The organism is Bradyrhizobium zhengyangense (genome assembly GCF_022012435.1).
Taxonomy (GTDB): domain Bacteria; phylum Pseudomonadota; class Alphaproteobacteria; order Rhizobiales; family Xanthobacteraceae; genus Bradyrhizobium; species Bradyrhizobium zhengyangense.
In genome coordinates, this window is sequence record NZ_JAKLUA010000001.1 from 297,441 (window position 1) to 313,871 (window position 16,431).

The following is a 16,431-nucleotide window of genomic DNA, read 5'->3' on the forward strand; positions in this document are numbered from 1 at the left end:
TTGACTGGATTTGAGACATGACGGGAACGACACGATCGAGCAGCGGCCTGGATGATCGCCGCAAGCGGCTTCTGTTCCGCTGCTGGCACCGCGGCACGCGCGAGATGGACCTGATCCTCGGCCGCTTCGCGGATGCTGAGATCGGCAACCTGTCTGACGCGGAGCTCACCGAGCTCGAGACCCTGCTCGAGGTCAACGATCCCGATCTCTATGCCGCCATCACGGGTGACAAGCTGCTGCCAGCCGAGGTCACCGGCGCGCTGTTCGCCCGCATCAAGGCCTATCCGATCGCGGACCGCCAGTCGTGAAGCAAGGGATGAAATCTCCTGCCGAGCTGCTCACGCCCGGCCGCGCGCTGACGCTTGCCAATGTCGCCGAGGGCGCCGAAGGCCTCATCGTCTCAGATCTGGCGCGCGCGATCGCGGCGCGGCCGAAGAAGCCGGCTGTCAGCCTCGCGGTGGTCTGCCGCGACGGCGGGCGCATGCAGCAGCTCGAACGCGCGCTGCAATTCTTCGCGCCTGATCTGCCGGTGCTGACTTTTCCGGCCTGGGACTGCCAGCCCTATGACCGGGTCTCGCCGCATGGCGGCATTTTGACGCAACGCCTGACCACGCTGGCGCGGCTTGCGGCGCTCACCGGCAGCGACAAGCCGCTGATCGTGCTGACAACCGCGAATGCCGTTGTGCAGCGCGTGCCCGCACGCGAACTCGTTGCGGCGCAGGCGCTCTCGGTCGCACCCGGCAACGTGGTGCCGATGGACACCATCGTCGCCTGGCTCGAGCATAATGGTTACAACCGCTCGTCCACCGTACGCGAGCCCGGCGAATACGCCGTGCGCGGCGGCATTTTGGACCTGTTTCCGGCCGGCCTGGAGCAGCCCGTCCGCTTTGACTTCTTCGGCGACAGCCTGGAATCGATCCGCTCCTTCGATGCCGAGACCCAGCGCACGCTGCTCGACATGCGTTCGCTCGATCTGGTGCCGATCTCGGAATTCCAGCTCGTCACCGATACGATCCGCCGTTTCCGCATGGGCTATGTCGCCGAATTCGGCGCGCCCGAGCGCGACGATGCGCTCTACGAGGCCGTCAGCGAAGGCCGCCGCCATCCCGGCATGGAGCACTGGCTGCCGCTGTTCCAGGACCGGATGGACACGCTGTTCGATTACCTGCAAGGCGCCGCCGTCGCGATCGAGCCGCAGGCCGAGGACGCCATCCGCGAGCGCTTCAAGCAGATCCAGGACTATTACGAGGCCCGCCGCGATGCGATGGAGCATCCGGGTGGCGGCGCCATCTACAAGCCGCTGCCGCCCGACCGGCTCTATCTGACTGAGGAGGAGTGGAGCAAGCGCGAACGCGACATCCCGCTGGCGCGGCTGACGGCATTCTCGGTGCCGACCGACGGCACCAGCGTCGTCGACGCCGGCGCGCGCAAAGGCCGCGATTTTGCGCCGGAGCGTAACGACTCCACGGTCAACGTGTTCGAGTCTGTCGTCAGCCACGTCATGGCCCTGCAGTCTAGCCGCAAGAAGGTTGTGATCGCGCTGTGGAGCGAAGGCTCGCGCGACCGCATGACCTCGATGCTGCGCGACCACAAGCTGACGCACACCACCAGCGTCAACACTTGGCGCACGGTGCAGGCAACCCCGCGCAACGAGACCATGCTCGCCGTGCTTGGCCTGGAGAGCGGTTTCGAGACCGACGAGATCGCTGTCATCAGCGAGCAGGACATTCTCGGCGACCGTCTGGTGCGGCCGCGCAAGGCGAGCCGCAAGCTCGACAATTTCATTTCTGAGGTCACGAGCCTCACCGCCGGCGACATCGTCGTCCACGTCGATCATGGTATCGGCCGCTTCATTGGCCTTCAAACGCTGGACGTCGCCGGCGCGCCGCATGACTGTCTCGAGCTGCATTATGCTGCCGAGACGAAGCTGTTCCTGCCAGTCGAGAACATCGAACTCTTGTCGCGCTACGGCTCCGACCAGACCACGGTCGAGCTCGATCGCCTCGGCGGCTCCGGCTGGCAGACGCGCAAGGCCAAACTAAAGAACCGCATCCGCGAGATCGCGGGCGAGCTGATCAAGATCGCCGCCGCGCGCCATCTGCATGAGGCGCCGAAGCTGCCGGTGCAGCAGGGCCTCTATGACGAGTTCTGCGCGCGCTTCCCCTATGACGAGACCGAGGACCAGTTAGGGGCCATCGAGTCCACGCTGAAGGATCTCGAGCTCGGCCGCCCCATGGACCGGCTGATCTGCGGCGATGTCGGCTTCGGCAAGACCGAGGTGGCGCTCCGCGCCGCGTTTGCCGTCGCGCTCGAAGGCAAGCAGGTCGCCGTCGTGGTGCCGACCACGCTGCTGGCGCGCCAGCACGCCAAAACCTTCACCGAGCGCTTCAAGGGCTTTCCTGTGAACGTGGCGCAGGCCTCGCGCCTGATCCCGACCAAGGAGCTGAACCAGGTCAAGAAGGGCATCGCCGACGGCTCGATCGATATCGTCGTCGGCACGCACGCGCTGCTCGGCAAGGCCATCAAGTTCCGCGATCTCGGCCTCGTCATCGTCGACGAGGAGCAGCACTTTGGCGTCACCCACAAGGAGCGGCTGAAGGCGCTGCGGTCCGAGGTGCACGTGCTGACGCTGTCGGCAACTCCGATCCCGCGCACATTGCAGCTGGCGCTGACCGGCGTGCGCGAGCTCTCGATCATTGCCTCGCCGCCGGTCGATCGCCTCGCGGTCCGCACCTTCGTCGCTCCGCACGATCCGCTGATGATCCGCGAGGCGCTGCTGCGCGAGCGCTATCGCGGCGGCCAAGCGTTTTACGTCGTGCCGCGCATCGACGACCTCGCCGAGGTCAAGGATTTCCTCGACAAGAACGTGCCGGAGATGAAGGTCGCGGTCGCGCATGGCCAGATGCCGCCGGCGGTGATCGAAGACATCATGACCGCTTTCTACGACGGCAAGTTCGACATCCTGCTGTCGACCACGATCGTAGAATCCGGTCTCGACATCCCCAACGCCAACACGCTGATCGTGCATCGCGCCGACATGTTCGGCCTTGCCCAGCTCTATCAGCTGCGCGGCCGCGTCGGCCGTTCCAAGCTGCGCGCCTATGCGCTGTTCACGCTGCCGTCGCAGCAGAAGATCACGGCGCAGGCCGAGCGCCGGCTCACCGTGCTGCAATCGCTGGAGACGCTGGGCGCGGGCTTCCAGCTCGCCTCGCACGACCTCGATATCAGAGGTGCCGGCAACCTGCTTGGCGAAGAGCAGTCCGGCCACATCAAGGAGGTCGGCTTCGAGCTCTACCAGTCGATGCTGGAGGAGGCGATCGTCAACCTCAAGGCTGGCGTGTCCGAGCCCGCCGCCGACCGCTGGTCGCCGACCATCACCATCGGCATGCCTGTGCTCATTCCGGAGGATTATGTCAGCGATCTCTCGGTGCGGCTGTCGCTCTACCGGCGGCTCGCCGATCTCGACAGCGAGGAGGAGATCGAGAATTTTGGCGCCGAGATGCGCGATCGTTTCGGCGTGCTGCCCGACGAGGTGCGCTATCTCTTCAAGGTCGCCGCCATCAAGGCGTTCTGCCGCCAGGCCAATGTCGAGAAGATCGATGCCGGCCCGAAGGGCGCCGTCATCACCTTCCGCGACAATTCGTTTGCTCACCCTGATCGCCTGGTGTCGTTCATCAAGAGCCACGGTCAGGCCGCCAAGGTGCGGCCCGACATGAAGGTGGTGTTCCTGCAGGACTGGGAGACGCCGGAAGAGCGCCTCGCCGGCACCACCGAGATCATGCGGCAATTGGCGCAGCTCGCGAAGAGCAAGAAGGCGGCGTAGAGTCCGTAGTATTGCGGAGGCGGCGCACCACGATACAGGCTGCGCCGTGCCAAGGTCTGAAAACAGCGACATATCGGCACTTGCGGAATGACGAAGCAGCCGCCAGATTCCGAATTCACTAACTGAGTCCTGCGTACCGTATCCGTCGATCCGCGACTGGTTTACCGGCCGCGGTTTTTTTGTACCGGTTTGCGGGTTGGCCCGCACGTCGAAACAGGTGAGGTCGCGCGCGTGTCTATCAATACCGGTTCTAGCCAGGAATCAGAGCAGAACTCGGAGCACGACCACGACGATGTCATGTATCCGCAGGTCCTCCCGTTCGTGTTGATCCATACGGGATGCCTCGCGGCCATCTGGTCTGGCGTCACGTGGCAAGCGGCCGCGATGTGCGCCGCCCTGTATGGGTTGCGCATGTTCGGGATCACCGGCGGATACCATCGGTACTTCTCGCATCGATCCTACGCGACGAGCCGGGTGTTTCAGTTCATCCTGGCCTTCCTCGCGCAGAGCAGCGCTCAGAAGAGCGTGCTTTGGTGGGCTGCCAAGCACCGCCATCATCATCTTCACTCGGATACGGTGCAGGATGTGCACTCACCCCGGCACAAGGGTTTTGTGTTCAGTCATGTCGGCTGGATCTTTTACCGGCAGCATGATGCGACTGACCTCGTGAAAGTCGCGGATCTGGCGTCGTATCCCGAGTTGATGTGGCTGCACCGGCTGGAGCTGTTGCCTTCAGTCGTGCTCGCCGCACTGTGCTTCCTTGTTGCCGGATGGTCGGGGCTTGTGGTCGGATTCCTCTGGAGCACCGTGCTGCTCTATCACGCCACGTTCTGCATCAACTCGCTCGCACACGTGCACGGGCGCAAGCGGTACGTGACCGGCGATGACTCCCGCAACAATTGGCTGCTTGCTTTGCTGACGATGGGCGAGGGCTGGCACAACAACCATCATGCCTATCAGGCCAGTGCGCGGCAGGGTTTCCACTGGTATGAGATTGACCTCACTTATTACGTGCTGGTGGCGTTGTCCTGGCTCGGCATTGTCAGGGATATGAAGATGCCGCCCAAGCAGGTTCTGCGCAACGAGCATCGGTTGGGATCACGGGTGGTCAAGCAAGCGGCCGAGCAGCTCGCCGCCCGCTTCAACCCCGAGCACATCGCGCATGCCATCAGAACGTCGATCCACGAGACCGAATTGTCGGTCCGGGACACGCTCAGTCAGTTGCAGCACCACGCCGATTTGCGCCTGTCCAGCATGCCGACCCGCGACCAGTTGCTGGCCGAAGCGCAGCGCATGTTCGCCAAGACGATATCGCTGGACGACATTGTCGACCGCGCCTACGAGCTTCTGAATGATTCCGTCGGTTTTCTCCTGGCCGCTCCTGCGCCCGCCCTGGCGACCAACGCGAAATCCAAGGGGCGCGTTTAGCGCGCGGTTATTTCTTCTGGAGGCGTGGCGCGCGGATGGCTAGGACGCCGCGCGCGATGCATCGGCCGACAGCCGTCCGAGCAGCGACCTCGCCGTATCCGACGGCGACAGCGAGTCCACTGACACCACGGGATCGCTGCGCATCTCGTGCTTGCCGTTCGATGTGTGTTTCATTACCGCCGACAAGCGGCGGGCGATCATGTGCGCCGTGCGGAAGTCGGTCTCGGCGAACACCACGATGACAGAGCCGTCCTTCTGCGCCGCGCCAAAGTCCATCTGCCGCATCAGGCGGCTGAGGATGCGCGCAGCATCGAGTTGCGCGCGGGGATTACCGGGGTCGAAGGCGAAGCGTGCTACCGACAGGCCGCCGCCACGGACGAGCGTCTGCTCCACTGCCTTGGCGAAGTCGCGGGCGAAGGCTTCCACCGTCAAGAGACCGCTACGCGGATCGAGCCAGCCGCCGGCGTCGATCGAGCGCAGCGTGCGGCTCAGTTGCGCCTCCATGGCGTGCTGGCGGATCAACGGCAGTGCGTTGGCGGCGACCTTGGTGGGCTCGCCGGGGATCAGCTCGAGATTGGGCAAGTCATAGCTCTGCGTGAGCTGATGCGCGGTGACAACCACAGGCAGGTTGCGGAAACGCGTATCCTCCGCGAGCACCGTGAGAAAGGCGTCGGTGACGCGCGGGGTGAAACCGTCAGACAGAACGACACCGTCGATATCGCGTGTATTGAGATGCTTGGCGGCGGCCTCGATCGAAAGCGCGCCGACGACGCCGGTGCGCTCGCCGAGCGCGACCGACAGCGCAGGGTAGGCGGCGCCGCGGCCGATCAAGAGCACGATGGCATCGCGCACGGGATCGGCGTCCGGCAGAGCGACCTTCACCTCCGGCAGGCGGCGCAGCACGGTGGCATGCAGCGTGCGGATGCGGATCGCGGCGCGCAGGCGCGCGATCAGGCGTTCGGCGGCATTGCCGCGTGTGGCGAAAGGCAGCGCGTTGTGGGGCAGCGTTGCTTGCGCATCCAGCGCGACCAGCGGCAGATAAAGCGGCTGATCCGCGATCTTCTTCGCGAGCAGGGGCATGTACGGCTCGTGTCCGCCAGACATCGCCGCAAGGACGGCGGCCGGCTGCACCTCTTCGACGGCGCGCGACGCGCTCGCCCAATCGCTGTCGACGACGGGAAAGAGACGGGCCTCGTCCAGCGCCGCAAGGAAGGCTGGGCGCTCGGAATTGGACACAAAGAGGATCGGGCCCGCCTGGGACATCAGGATACTCTGATCACGCAATCGATGCTGCGCAATCTAGTCCGGCCGCCTTAATGCAGCGTCAATGTATCAGGCAAAACTGCGCTCAAACCGGGCCGGAGCGGTCGCGAAAAGCCTCAACCATCAGGGGGTTAAGACCGAGTTCGCTGAGCGCCTCGCGGGCGCGGGCATTGTCCTGGGCCCGGCCCGCCAACCGATGGCCCGAGAGCCGGTCGGGCAGGGCCGTCAGCAGCGCGCCCTGGCCGAGCCGGCGCGCCCATTCCTGCAGGTCGTTGGAGAGGAAGCGATAGCCGCCGACGGCCATGATGCCGGATGGCGGCGCAGTGATGCAGATTGCACCGCTGGCGCGGTCGATCCGGGCGGCATAGCCGGTGTCGACATAGTCGCGTGGCGGCTGGGCCGTCAGCGTCTCGCCGACCGGCTGCGGCGGCGCGTAGGCCGCGATCGGCACCATCGGGCCGCGCAGGCCGAGCGTGCCCTTCGGCGTCAGCAGGATCTCGCCGGCGATCGAGGAGCTGGACTGCTCACGTGGAGCGCCGTGCGGGCCGGGCATCACCGCGACAGGCACGCCGTCCTCGCCGCGCCTGGCGCCGAACAGACCGGCCTCGCCGAACAGGTAGACGTCCGTGAGCGGCGCATGCGGCGCGATCCAGGCTTCGCTCGCCGCCACCTGCTCCGGCGCGCGCCAGAGCCCGATGACATTGCGCAAGGTCGGCATCCGCGCCGCCAGACCGGAATCGCCGAGGCGCAGGGCGAGCTGGGCCGGCGCGATCAGCACGTCGCAGGCGTGCTCGTTGATCTGCTGCTCCAGCACCTCGCTCTCGAACGGATGATGCAGCGCCAGCGTGCCGCCGCACAACAGCCACGCCGCGAGCGAGGAGGCGAGGCCCGCGAACGACATCGGTGTGAACGCCGACATCACCGTGGCGCCCTGCTGGATGTCGGCTTCCAGCGACATCGCGAGCCCGCCCGCGATCAGGCTGAAATGCGGCCGCGGCACCGGGCGGAAACCTTCCGCCGTGACGTCGAAGGAGATCATCGCCGCCTTGCGGCCGTCCTGGATCACGGCGCGCGTGGTGCCGGGCGGGCGTGCCAGCACCTCGTCGAGCGAACCCATGCCTTCGGGCAAATCGGTGCCGAAGCCGAACACGTGGCGGATCGAGAAGGCCTCGGCGGCTGCGTGCATCGCGAGGTCGGCGTAGCTGACACTGTCGACCTTGCTCATGGTGACGATGGCGCGGGCCGCGGTGCGGTTGAGCGCGGCCGCCAGTTCCGCCTGTCGCCACAGTAGCGGCAGCACGGCCACGACCAGGCCGGCGCGATGGGCGGCCAGCACCGTCAGCACGAACTCGATGGTCGAGGGCAACTGGATCGCGATCACCGAATTGGCCGGTAGGCCCGATTCGACGAAATGCGCCGACAGCGCCTCGATGGCGGTGTCCGCCTCGGCGTAGGTCAGCCGCCGCGGCTGGTGGCCGGTGATGCGGGATTTGTTGAGAGGGTCGAGCAAAGCGGGCGCGTGCGGCTGCCGCATCAGCGTCCGCTGGAACAGCGTGTCGAGCGTCGGCGATACGGCTGGCTGGTTCACGGCGTCACTTCGCTGGACTGGCTTGAGGCTCACCCTTCGACCACCAAGTCTCCGGCAAATAGCCTGAGAGCGCAGTGGCCTGTGGTTGTTCTATCCGATTCCAGCGCGCGATCCATTGCTCGGATACGTTAAACAAGGGGATTGTGTAGAAGCCCGCCATCAAGGCGCGGTCGAGCGCCCGCACCGCATCGACGAAATCCGTATGATCACGGGCCTCCAGCAGGGCCTTGATCATGGCATCGACCGCGGGATCCCTCGCGCCCATATAGTTTCGGGTCCCCGGATTGTCGGCCGCCGCGCTGCCCCAATAGAAGTACTGCTCGTTGCCGGGCGACAGCGACTGATCCCAGCGGTTCTGGATCATGTCGAACTCGTAGGACAGCCGGCGCTGGTCGAACTGCACCGGATCGACCGCGCGCACGCTCACATCGATGCCGGCGCGCTTGAGGTCGCGCTGGAACGCGAGCGCGATGCGTTCCTGGTCGCGGGTCGTCACCAGCATCTCGAAGGTGAAAGGCGCTTTTGTCTGGCGGTTGCGCAGCACGGTGCCTTCGAGATCGTAGCCGGCGTCCGACAGCAGCTTCAGCGCTGCACGCAGCGTGGTCCGGTCGCGCCCCGAGCCGTCGGTGACGGGCAGGCGGTAGCTGCCATCCATGATATCTTCGGGGATCTGCGCCGCGAAAGGCTTCAGCAGCTCGCGCTCGCGCGCATCCGCGGGCCGAGCATAGGCCGACAGCTCGGAGCCGGCAAAATAGCCGGCGACGCGTGAATACAGCGAGAAGAAATAGTTGCGGTTGACCAGCTCGAAATCGAACAACAGCGTCAGCGCCTGGCGCACGCGGATGTCGGCGAATACAGGACGCCGTGTGTTGAACACCAGGAATTCCGAGGGCTGCGGCACGCCCGGCTTGAAGGTGTCGCGGATCACCTCGCCGCTCTTGGCGGCCGGGAAATCGTAGCCGTCGTGCCAGCGCAGCGGCTCGTTCTCGACGCGGAAATCATAGAGGCCGCGCTTGAACGCTTCGAACTGGCCATTGGCCTCGCGATAATAGTCGAGCCGGATCTCGTCGAAATTGAAGAGCCCGCGATTGACCGGGAGATCGCGGCCCCAGTAATCGGGATTGCGTGTGAGGGTGACGCTGGCGCCGGGCTTGACCGCCGTGACGCGGTAGGGGCCGGAGGCGATCGGTCCTGACAGCGTCGTCTCCTCGAAATTCGCAACGTCGACGGCGTGCTTGGGGAGGATTGGCATCAGGCCGAGGATCAGCGGTAGCTCGCGGTCGTCGGCCCCGGTGAGATCGAAGCGGACGGTGAGGGGATCGGGTGCCTCCGCCTTGGCGACCTTGGAATAGTACTGCCGGAGGTTCGGACGGCCATGGTCGCGCAGCAGCTGCCAGGAGAACAGCACGTCCTCGGCGGTCACAGGCTTGCCGTCGGAGAAGCGCGCACGTGAATCGATGTGGAACGTGACGTAGCTCCGCTCGTCATCGGTCTCGACGGATTTGGCGAGCAGGCCGTAGAGCGTGAACGGCTCGTCCTGGCCGCGCGCCAGCAGGCTTTCGACCACGTAGGCGCGGATCGGCTGCACCGCCAATCCCTTCACGATGAACGGATTGAGACTGTCGAACGTGCCGAGAATGCCCCAGGTCAGCCGGCCGCCCTTGGGGGCGTCAGGATTGGCGTAGGGCATGTGGGTGAAATCGGCCGGCAGCGCTGGCTTGCCGTGCATGGCGATCGCATGCAACTCCTCGGCCTGCCCAGCGCTTGCGATCAGGCCGACGCTGAGGATCAAGGCGAGGCTGCAAAGACGGAGACCGGGCCCCTCGAGCAGGCGCTGGAACATGAACATTCGGACACGTTGATTCGAGGGCTGGTGTAGGGAATCCTATCACAGGGATTTCACTGGGCGTCCGCCCGGATGTGGCCAAAGACGCTTGTCGGCATTGATCTTTCCGTCGACCACGTTAAGAAGGCACGCAATCGCGCAAGAGCGCCGAGCCCGTCACTGATCTGCCTCAATTGACGGGGAGAGAGCCGCGCCCAAGGCGGCTTGGTTCGGTGCTTCGGAGCGGTTCGGGCACTTCCCGTTCAGAAAGGGTTTTCTGCAATGAATTTCCGTTATTTGGCCGCGTCCGTCCGGCCGCGCGGGCGAGTTCTCGCTCTGTTGACGGCGACGGCATTGGCCATCCCGTTTGCCGCTGAAGCCCAGACCCCCGCACCGGCCCCGGGCGCCCCCAAGGCTGCCCCGAAAGCCGCTCCAAAGGCAGCTCCCAAGGCTGCTCCGGCGCCCGCGCCGGCTCCCCAGGCCCAGCAGGCTCCGGCACAGCCGGGTGCTCCGGCGGCGCAGGGTGCCCAGCCCGCCGATCAGCAGATCCAGCTGATCTACGCGCCCTGGACCAAGTTCTGCCTCAAGGGCCAGGATGCCAACGCCAAGCAGGTCTGCTTCACCGGCAAGGACGGTCGCATCGAATCAGGCCAGCCGGTCATCGCCGCTGTCATCATCGAGCCGGAAGGCGAGCCGAAGAAGATCCTGCGCGTGACGCTGCCGCTCGGCATGCAGCTCGTGCACGGCACCCGCATCATCGTCGACAACAACCCGCCGCTGCAGAGCCCGTATGTGATCTGCTTCCAGAACGGCTGTATGTCCGACTACGAGGCAACGCCCGAGCTGATCGCCAACCTGAAGAAGGGCCAGAACCTCGTGGTGCAGGCGATCAACGCCAACGGTGCGCCGCTGACCCTGCCTCTGCCGCTCACCGGTGAATTCCAGAAGGCCTATGACGGTCCGCCGACCGATCCGAAGGTGTTTGAGGAAACCCAGAAGAAGCTGCAGGAAGAGCTTCAGAAGAAGGCTGAAGAGCAGCGCAAGAAGCTGGAGCAAAACGGCGGGGCGCCTGGTGCACCCGCTGCAGCTCCGGCGGGCCAAAAGTAATCGGACTCAGTCCCGGACATGAAAAAGGCGCCCGATCGGGCGCCTTTTTTTGCTGCCTGCTTGATGGCGGTGAAGCTCAGGTCGACGAACGGCTTAGTTCAGCGACGGATTGCGCGGGCGGTAGCCGCCATCCTTGTTCTTGATGAAGATCTCGGCCACCTGGGAATGCCGGATCGGCTCGCCGGACTCGTCGGGCAGCAGGTTCTGCTCGGAGACATAGGCGACGTACTCGGACTCCGCGTTCTCCGCGAGCAGATGGTAGAACGGCTGATCCTTGTGGGGCCGGACCTCTTCGGGGATCGACAGCCACCACTCCTCGGTGTTGTTGAATTCCGGATCGATGTCGAAGATCACCCCCCGGAACGAGAAGATCCGGTGGCGCACGACCTGTCCGATCTGGAATTTGGCTGTCCGCGCTTTAATCATCCTTCGTCGATAGACCAGGATTGTGGCCGATGCTAGTGGCCTGATCTGGAATTAACCTGCCGTTAAGGGGCGGATAACCCCTAAGCCTTCAGAAAACACTTCATCAATGGCCGATATCCTCAATCTGGCGCTACCATATTTCGGCTTGATCTTCGTCGGTTTCGCTTGCGGTAAGGTCAAGTCCTTGCCGGAATCGGGGCTCGCCTGGATGAACTTCTTCCTGCTCTACGTGTCGTTGCCGGCGCTGCTGTTTGCGATCATGTCGAAGACGCCATTCTCGGAGCTGAACAACCCGCCATTCCTGGTGGCGACCACGCTGTCGACAATGGCGGCGTTCACCATCGCGCTGGTGGTCGGCAAGGCGCTCGGGAAGCTGACGCTGCGTGAGGCGACGCTCGCCGGCCTCTCCGGCGGTTACGGCAATATCGGCTACATGGGGCCGGGGCTGGCGCTTGCCGTGCTCGGGTCAAAGGCGGCGGCGCCGACCGCGCTCATCTTCTGTTGCGACAGCATCTTCCTGTTCACGATCGTGCCGCTGCTGATCGAGCTGTCAGACCGCGACCATCCCTCGATCGTGCACGCCTTCGGCGTGGTGCTGAAACAGATCGTGCTCAACCCGCTGATCATGTCGGCCTGTTTTGGCGCAGCCGTTGCCGCGCTGCATATCGAGCTGCCGGTCGCGCTCGACCGCACCATTACCTTCCTCCAGAACGCGGCCGCGCCGACCGCGTTGTTCGTGCTCGGTGTGACCGTTGCGCTTCGCCCGTTCGATCGCGTGCCCTGGGAAGTGCCCGGCGTGATCGCGGTCAAGCTGCTGATCCATCCGCTCGCAGCGTTCGGCCTGATGCTGGCGTTCGGCCCGTTCGCGCAGCCCTGGGCCGCCACAGCGATTCTGATGGCCTCGCTGCCGCCGGCGCTGAATGTGTTCGTGATCGCCCGGCAGAACGATGCCTGGATCGAACCCGCCTCCGTCGCCGTGCTGCTCGGCACGTTCGCGTCGGTGGTCACGCTGACCAGCGTGATGTGGCTGCTGCAGACCGGCCGGCTCGCGTTTCCGTAAAGGCCGCTTGCGCTATTTGCGCCAGGTCGGCGTCAGTCCCTCGCGCATGGCAAAGCGCCTGAGCGGGCCGATGGCGCCTAACAGGTGCATGCCGACGGCGCGGATCGGTTGGAGCGGCAGGAAATCGTTGAGTAGCGAACGATTGGCGATGTCGATCGCAAAGGTCCTGCTCAGAATGTCCGGGCGCCGCGCCCGGTCGTAACGCCTGAGCACCTCATCCGCGCCAGGGTCCTTTCCCGATGCGATGGCCTCGCCGGAGAGCCGGGCGATGTCGGCCGCATCTCGCAGGCCGAGATTGAGACCCTGGGCACCGATCGGGGGAACCACATGGGCGGCTTCGCCGACCAGCGCAACGCGGTCGCGCGCGAAGGATTGCGGCCGCTCAATCGCCAGCGGAAACACATTGCGGCCGGGCTCGACCGTCATGCGGCCGAGGATGGAATGCGACTGCTTCTCGATCGCGACGGAGAGATCTTCGTCGCTGAGGCCGCGAAGCCGCTCGGCCTCGGCGGGTGCCGAGACCCAGACCACGCTGGAGCGGTTGCCGGGCAGGGGCACGAACACGCAAGGGCCATGCGGCGTGTGGAACTCGGTCGAGACGTTACGGTGCGGGCGGGCATGAGCGACGTTGAAGGTCAGGGCGGTCTGCGTCAGGTCGCGCCGCGTCACCGCAATGCCGGCGGCCTCCCGGCACAGCGAATGCCGACCGTCGGCGCCGACCACGAGCCGGGCTGTCAGAAACTGTCCGGCGGCCGTGCGCATCGCGACGTCATCGGCTTCGATGACGACGTTTTCGGCCTCGTCGTCGAAACGCACGAGGTTCGGAAACTCGGCCGCACGCGCTTCCAGCGCCAGCATCAGCGAGCGGTTGTCGATATTGTAACCGAACGCATCGAGCGCGATCTCGTGGCAGGAGAATCGGACCTCGGGCGCGCGGAACAGCCTGTTGGTGTCGTCGACGAGACGCATCACCTCAAGGCTGGCCGCCTTGTCCTTGCAGCGCGACCAGACCTCGAGGCTCTCCAGGAGATCGACGGAGGCACCCAGCAGCGCGGTGGTCCTGTTATCTGCATAGGGCAGGCGTCGCGCGACCAGCGCGGTCCGCGCCCCTCGCTGCGCCAAGGCAATTGCCGCGGCAAGGCCTGCCGGTCCACCGCCGATGACGCTTGCGTCAAAATGTGTCGATGCGTCTGTCATGGAACGACATTTGACACGCCCTGCGGCAAATTCAAGCCCACCTATTTTGCCTGATTTTATGACCGATTGCGCGGCGCAACGCCGCGGTGGCGGATGTGCAAACCGGTCCCGTTCTGGTAGCAGAGGCCATGGATAGCCAAGGGGATTCCCTCAAGCCGACGCCCGTGGTCCGTGCCGCGGCGTTTTCGGTGCACATCTTCACCGCCTTCGGCGCGGCGATCGCGCTGCTCGCGATGCTGGAGGCCGTGCGCGAGCATTGGGCGGCGATGTTCGGCTGGCTGGGCGTCGCCCTCATCATCGACGCCATCGACGGGCCGATCGCGCGCCTGCTCGACGTCAAGAACGTGCAGCCGAACTGGTCCGGCGACGTGCTCGACCTCGTGGTCGACTTCGTCACCTATGTGTTCGTGCCCGCCTATGCGATCGTGGCGAGCGGCATGCTGCTGCCGGTGGCGGCGCCCTTGCTCGGCATCGCCATCATCGTCACCAGCGCGCTCTATTTCGCCGATCTGCGCATGAAGGCGGACGACAATCATTTTCGCGGCTTTCCGGCGCTGTGGAACGCGGCGGCGTTCTATCTGTTCCTGCTGCACTGGCCGCCGCTGTCGTCGACGCTGCTGGTGGCGGCGCTAGTGGTGCTGACCTTCGTGCCGTTCCACGTGCTGCACCCTGTCCGCGTCGTGCGGCTGCGCTGGCTGACGATGTCGCTAATCGTGCTGTGGGGCGTACTCGGCTTCTACGCGCTGGAGATGGATTTTCGCGTCGGCACCGGCCTAACGGTTGCGCTCTGCGCGATCGCGTTCTGGATCGCATTCAGTGATGCATTGATCCGCCTTGTGAGATCGTTCGGATGATGCATTTGTTGACCAGCCCCGAGGCCTGGGCGGCGCTGCTCACCCTGACCTCACTCGAGATCGTGCTCGGCATCGACAACGTGATCTTCCTGTCGGTGATCGTCTCGCGCATCCCCGAGCCGCTGGCCCATCGCGCCCGGCAGATCGGGCTGGCGCTGGCTCTGGTCTTCCGCATCATCCTGCTCAGCGTGCTGGTCTGGCTGATCGGCCTGACCGCGCCGGTGTTCTCGTTCTCAGATTATGATTTCTCCTGGCGCGATCTGATCCTGATCGGCGGCGGCCTGTTCCTGATCGCGAAGGCGACGCACGAGATCCATGCCGAAGTCGACGCCGACGACGAGGAAGGCGAGGGCAAGTCCGCTCGCAGCGCCTTCTTCTGGGTGATCCTCCAGATCGTCGTCATCGACATCGTGTTCTCGCTGGACTCGATCATCACCGCAATCGGCATGGCCCAGGACCTCGAGATCATGATTGCGGCCGTCGTGATCGCCTGCCTGATCATGTACATTTCCTCAGGACCCGTGGCGCGATTCGTCGCGGAACATCCGACCACCAAAATGCTGGCCCTGGCATTTCTGGTGCTGATCGGCGTTGCCCTAGTTGCGGACGGATTCAAATTCCACATTCCCCGCGGTTACATCTATTTCGCAATTGCGTTCTCGGCGGCGGTGGAATTCTTCAACGTGCTGGCCAAGCGCAACCGCAGGAAGGTCGGCAAGCCGTAACCGTTCCAATCTGGGGCGAGTTGACAAGGCGGGCGCGATGTCTTTCGCTGGCTGATGCGAAGAGGAGGTCAGGTGATGACCAAAGCGGTCCGTGTGCACAAGGTCGGAGGCCCCGACGCGCTGGTCTATGAAAGCGTCGACCTGCCGGCGCCCGGACCCGGCGAGGTGCGCATCCGCCAGCACGCGGTCGGCCTGAACTTCATCGACGTCTATTACCGCACCGGCCTCTACAAGGCGCCGGGACTGCCCTTCATCGCCGGCAATGAGGCCTCGGGCGAGGTGGTCGCCGTCGGGCCGGGCGTGACGAATTTTCATCCTGGCGACCGCGTCGCCTACTACCATAATCTTGGCGCGTACACGAGCGAGCGCAACATCCCCTGGGAGAAGCTGGTCAAGCTGCCCGATCACATCACCCACGAGCAGGGCGCCGTGCTGATGCTCAAGGGCCTGACCGTCTGGTATCTCCTGCACAAGACGTTCAAGGTCGAACCGCATCATCGCGTGCTGATCCATGCCGCCGCCGGCGGCATCGGCCTCTTGGCCTGCCAATGGGCGAGCGCGCTCGGCGCCCACGTCATCGGCACGGTCGGCACGCGCGAGAAGGCCGAGCTCGCGGAGGCCAATGGCTGCGACCACGTCATCCTCTACAACGAGGAAGACTTCGTCGCGCGCGTCAAACAGATCAGCCGCAACGAGGGCTGCGACGTTGTCTATGACGGCGTCGGCAAATCGACCTTTCCGGGCTCGCTGTCGTGCCTGAAGCCGCGCGGCATGTTCGTCTCCTTCGGCAACGCCTCAGGCCCGGTGCCGCCGTTCTCGATCGCCGAGCTGAACAATCACGGCTCGCTGTTTGCGACCCGGCCGAAGCTCAACGACTATATCGGCACGCGCAAGGAGCTGCTGGAAGGCGCCGATACGCTGTTCTCCGCCGTCATCAACGGCAAGCTGCACGTGCCGATCAACCACGCCTATGCGCTCAAGGACGCGGCGAAGGCGCATATCGATCTCGAAAGCCGCAAGACGACGGGTGCGTCGATCCTGAAGCCGTAGATGGCGGTCCCGCGAGGACTCGAACCTCGAACCTCCGCGTCCGCAACGCGGTGCTCTATCCCTTGAGCTACGGAACCCTGCCACC

13 protein-coding genes and 1 tRNA gene are annotated in these 16,431 nt (G+C 64.9%); 8 read left to right on the top strand and 6 right to left on the bottom strand.

The window, feature by feature from the left end; all coding sequences use genetic code 11:
• The first annotated feature begins 17 nt into the window (after window positions 1–17).
• The 3 genes from L6637_RS01465 to L6637_RS01475 all read left to right on the top strand — a co-directional run bounded on the left by L6637_RS01465 (window position 18) and on the right by L6637_RS01475 (window position 5,251).
• Window positions 18–308 carry an FAD assembly factor SdhE gene (locus tag L6637_RS01465; protein WP_237862290.1) on the top strand — a complete coding sequence of 97 codons (291 nt, stop codon included), beginning with the start codon at window positions 18–20 and terminating at the stop codon, window positions 306–308.
• The gene (mfd, locus tag L6637_RS01470) at window positions 305–3,823 is read left to right on the top strand and encodes a transcription-repair coupling factor (protein ID WP_237868830.1); all 3,519 of its coding nucleotides are present in this window, start codon (window positions 305–307) and stop codon (window positions 3,821–3,823) included. Before L6637_RS01465 ends, mfd begins: the two co-directional genes overlap by 4 nt.
• Before the next feature lie 297 nt (window positions 3,824–4,120).
• A complete protein-coding gene (locus tag L6637_RS01475) occupies window positions 4,121–5,251 on the top strand; it encodes an acyl-CoA desaturase (RefSeq protein WP_237869982.1) in 1,131 nt (376 codons plus the stop codon).
• Between the two features lie 39 nt (window positions 5,252–5,290).
• On the opposite strand, the gene L6637_RS01480 is transcribed toward L6637_RS01475, so the two are convergent.
• From L6637_RS01480 to L6637_RS01490, 3 genes are all read right to left on the bottom strand, one after another.
• Window positions 5,291–6,514 carry a GGDEF domain-containing protein gene (locus tag L6637_RS01480; protein WP_237862292.1) on the bottom strand — a complete coding sequence of 408 codons (1,224 nt, stop codon included), beginning with the start codon at window positions 6,512–6,514 and terminating at the stop codon, window positions 5,291–5,293.
• An 85-nt stretch (window positions 6,515–6,599) separates the two neighbouring features.
• Window positions 6,600–8,102: an AMP-binding protein gene (locus L6637_RS01485; protein WP_237868832.1), complete on the bottom strand. Its 1,503-nt coding sequence runs from the start codon at window positions 8,100–8,102 to the stop codon at window positions 6,600–6,602.
• A gap of 4 nt (window positions 8,103–8,106) precedes the next feature.
• Window positions 8,107–9,951 (bottom strand): extracellular solute-binding protein, encoded by a 1,845-nt coding sequence (locus L6637_RS01490; RefSeq protein WP_237868834.1) that lies wholly within the window; start codon window positions 9,949–9,951, stop codon window positions 8,107–8,109.
• Between the two features lie 258 nt (window positions 9,952–10,209).
• Between L6637_RS01490 and L6637_RS01495 the strand changes: the two genes are divergently transcribed.
• The gene (locus L6637_RS01495; protein WP_237862295.1) at window positions 10,210–11,034 is read left to right on the top strand and encodes an invasion associated locus B family protein; all 825 of its coding nucleotides are present in this window, start codon (window positions 10,210–10,212) and stop codon (window positions 11,032–11,034) included.
• A gap of 93 nt (window positions 11,035–11,127) precedes the next feature.
• On the opposite strand, the gene hspQ is transcribed toward L6637_RS01495, so the two are convergent.
• Window positions 11,128–11,460: a heat shock protein HspQ gene (hspQ, locus tag L6637_RS01500; RefSeq protein ID WP_018317973.1), complete on the bottom strand. Its 333-nt coding sequence runs from the start codon at window positions 11,458–11,460 to the stop codon at window positions 11,128–11,130.
• Window positions 11,461–11,566: 106 nt separating this feature from the next.
• On the opposite strand from hspQ, the gene L6637_RS01505 reads away from it, so the two are divergent.
• Complete coding sequence (locus tag L6637_RS01505; protein ID WP_237862296.1) at window positions 11,567–12,520, top strand: AEC family transporter; 954 nt, start codon at window positions 11,567–11,569, stop codon at window positions 12,518–12,520.
• 12 nt (window positions 12,521–12,532) lie between these two features.
• Here L6637_RS01505 and L6637_RS01510 read toward each other — a convergent pair whose 3' ends face one another.
• Entirely contained in the window at window positions 12,533–13,717 is a 1,185-nt protein-coding gene (locus L6637_RS01510) for a UbiH/UbiF family hydroxylase (RefSeq protein ID WP_237868836.1), read from the bottom strand.
• A 128-nt stretch (window positions 13,718–13,845) separates the two neighbouring features.
• Between L6637_RS01510 and pcsA the strand changes: the two genes are divergently transcribed.
• The 3 genes from pcsA to L6637_RS01525 all read left to right on the top strand — a co-directional run bounded on the left by pcsA (window position 13,846) and on the right by L6637_RS01525 (window position 16,346).
• Entirely contained in the window at window positions 13,846–14,571 is a 726-nt protein-coding gene (pcsA, locus tag L6637_RS01515) for a phosphatidylcholine synthase (protein ID WP_237862298.1), read from the top strand.
• Window positions 14,568–15,296, top strand: a complete 729-nt coding sequence (locus L6637_RS01520) for a TerC family protein (RefSeq protein ID WP_237862299.1) — start codon at window positions 14,568–14,570, stop codon at window positions 15,294–15,296. Before pcsA ends, L6637_RS01520 begins: the two co-directional genes overlap by 4 nt.
• 75 nt (window positions 15,297–15,371) lie before the next feature.
• Entirely contained in the window at window positions 15,372–16,346 is a 975-nt protein-coding gene (locus tag L6637_RS01525) for a quinone oxidoreductase family protein (RefSeq protein WP_237868838.1), read from the top strand.
• Window position 16,347: 1 nt separating this feature from the next.
• On the opposite strand, the gene L6637_RS01530 is transcribed toward L6637_RS01525, so the two are convergent.
• Window positions 16,348–16,423 (bottom strand) — tRNA-Arg (locus L6637_RS01530).
• Window positions 16,424–16,431 lie beyond the last annotated feature (8 nt).

Excerpts from the sequence above, each read along its gene's own strand:
- L6637_RS01520 (WP_237862299.1), top strand. The coding sequence starts at position 14,568 with ATGATGCATTTGTTGACCAGCCCCGAGGCCTGGGCGGCGCTGCTCACC.
- L6637_RS01495 (WP_237862295.1), top strand. The coding sequence starts at position 10,210 with ATGAATTTCCGTTATTTGGCCGCGTCCGTCCGGCCGCGCGGGCGAGTT.
- L6637_RS01465 (WP_237862290.1), top strand. The coding sequence starts at position 18 with ATGACGGGAACGACACGATCGAGCAGCGGCCTGGATGATCGCCGCAAG.
- L6637_RS01475 (WP_237869982.1), top strand. The coding sequence starts at position 4,121 with ATGTATCCGCAGGTCCTCCCGTTCGTGTTGATCCATACGGGATGCCTC.
- pcsA (WP_237862298.1), top strand. The coding sequence starts at position 13,846 with ATGGATAGCCAAGGGGATTCCCTCAAGCCGACGCCCGTGGTCCGTGCC.
- hspQ (WP_018317973.1), bottom strand. The coding sequence starts at position 11,460 with ATGATTAAAGCGCGGACAGCCAAATTCCAGATCGGACAGGTCGTGCGC.
- L6637_RS01525 (WP_237868838.1), top strand. The coding sequence starts at position 15,372 with ATGACCAAAGCGGTCCGTGTGCACAAGGTCGGAGGCCCCGACGCGCTG.
- L6637_RS01505 (WP_237862296.1), top strand. The coding sequence starts at position 11,567 with ATGGCCGATATCCTCAATCTGGCGCTACCATATTTCGGCTTGATCTTC.
- L6637_RS01490 (WP_237868834.1), bottom strand. The coding sequence starts at position 9,951 with ATGTTCATGTTCCAGCGCCTGCTCGAGGGGCCCGGTCTCCGTCTTTGC.
- L6637_RS01510 (WP_237868836.1), bottom strand. The coding sequence starts at position 13,717 with ATGACAGACGCATCGACACATTTTGACGCAAGCGTCATCGGCGGTGGA.
- L6637_RS01480 (WP_237862292.1), bottom strand. The coding sequence starts at position 6,514 with ATGTCCCAGGCGGGCCCGATCCTCTTTGTGTCCAATTCCGAGCGCCCA.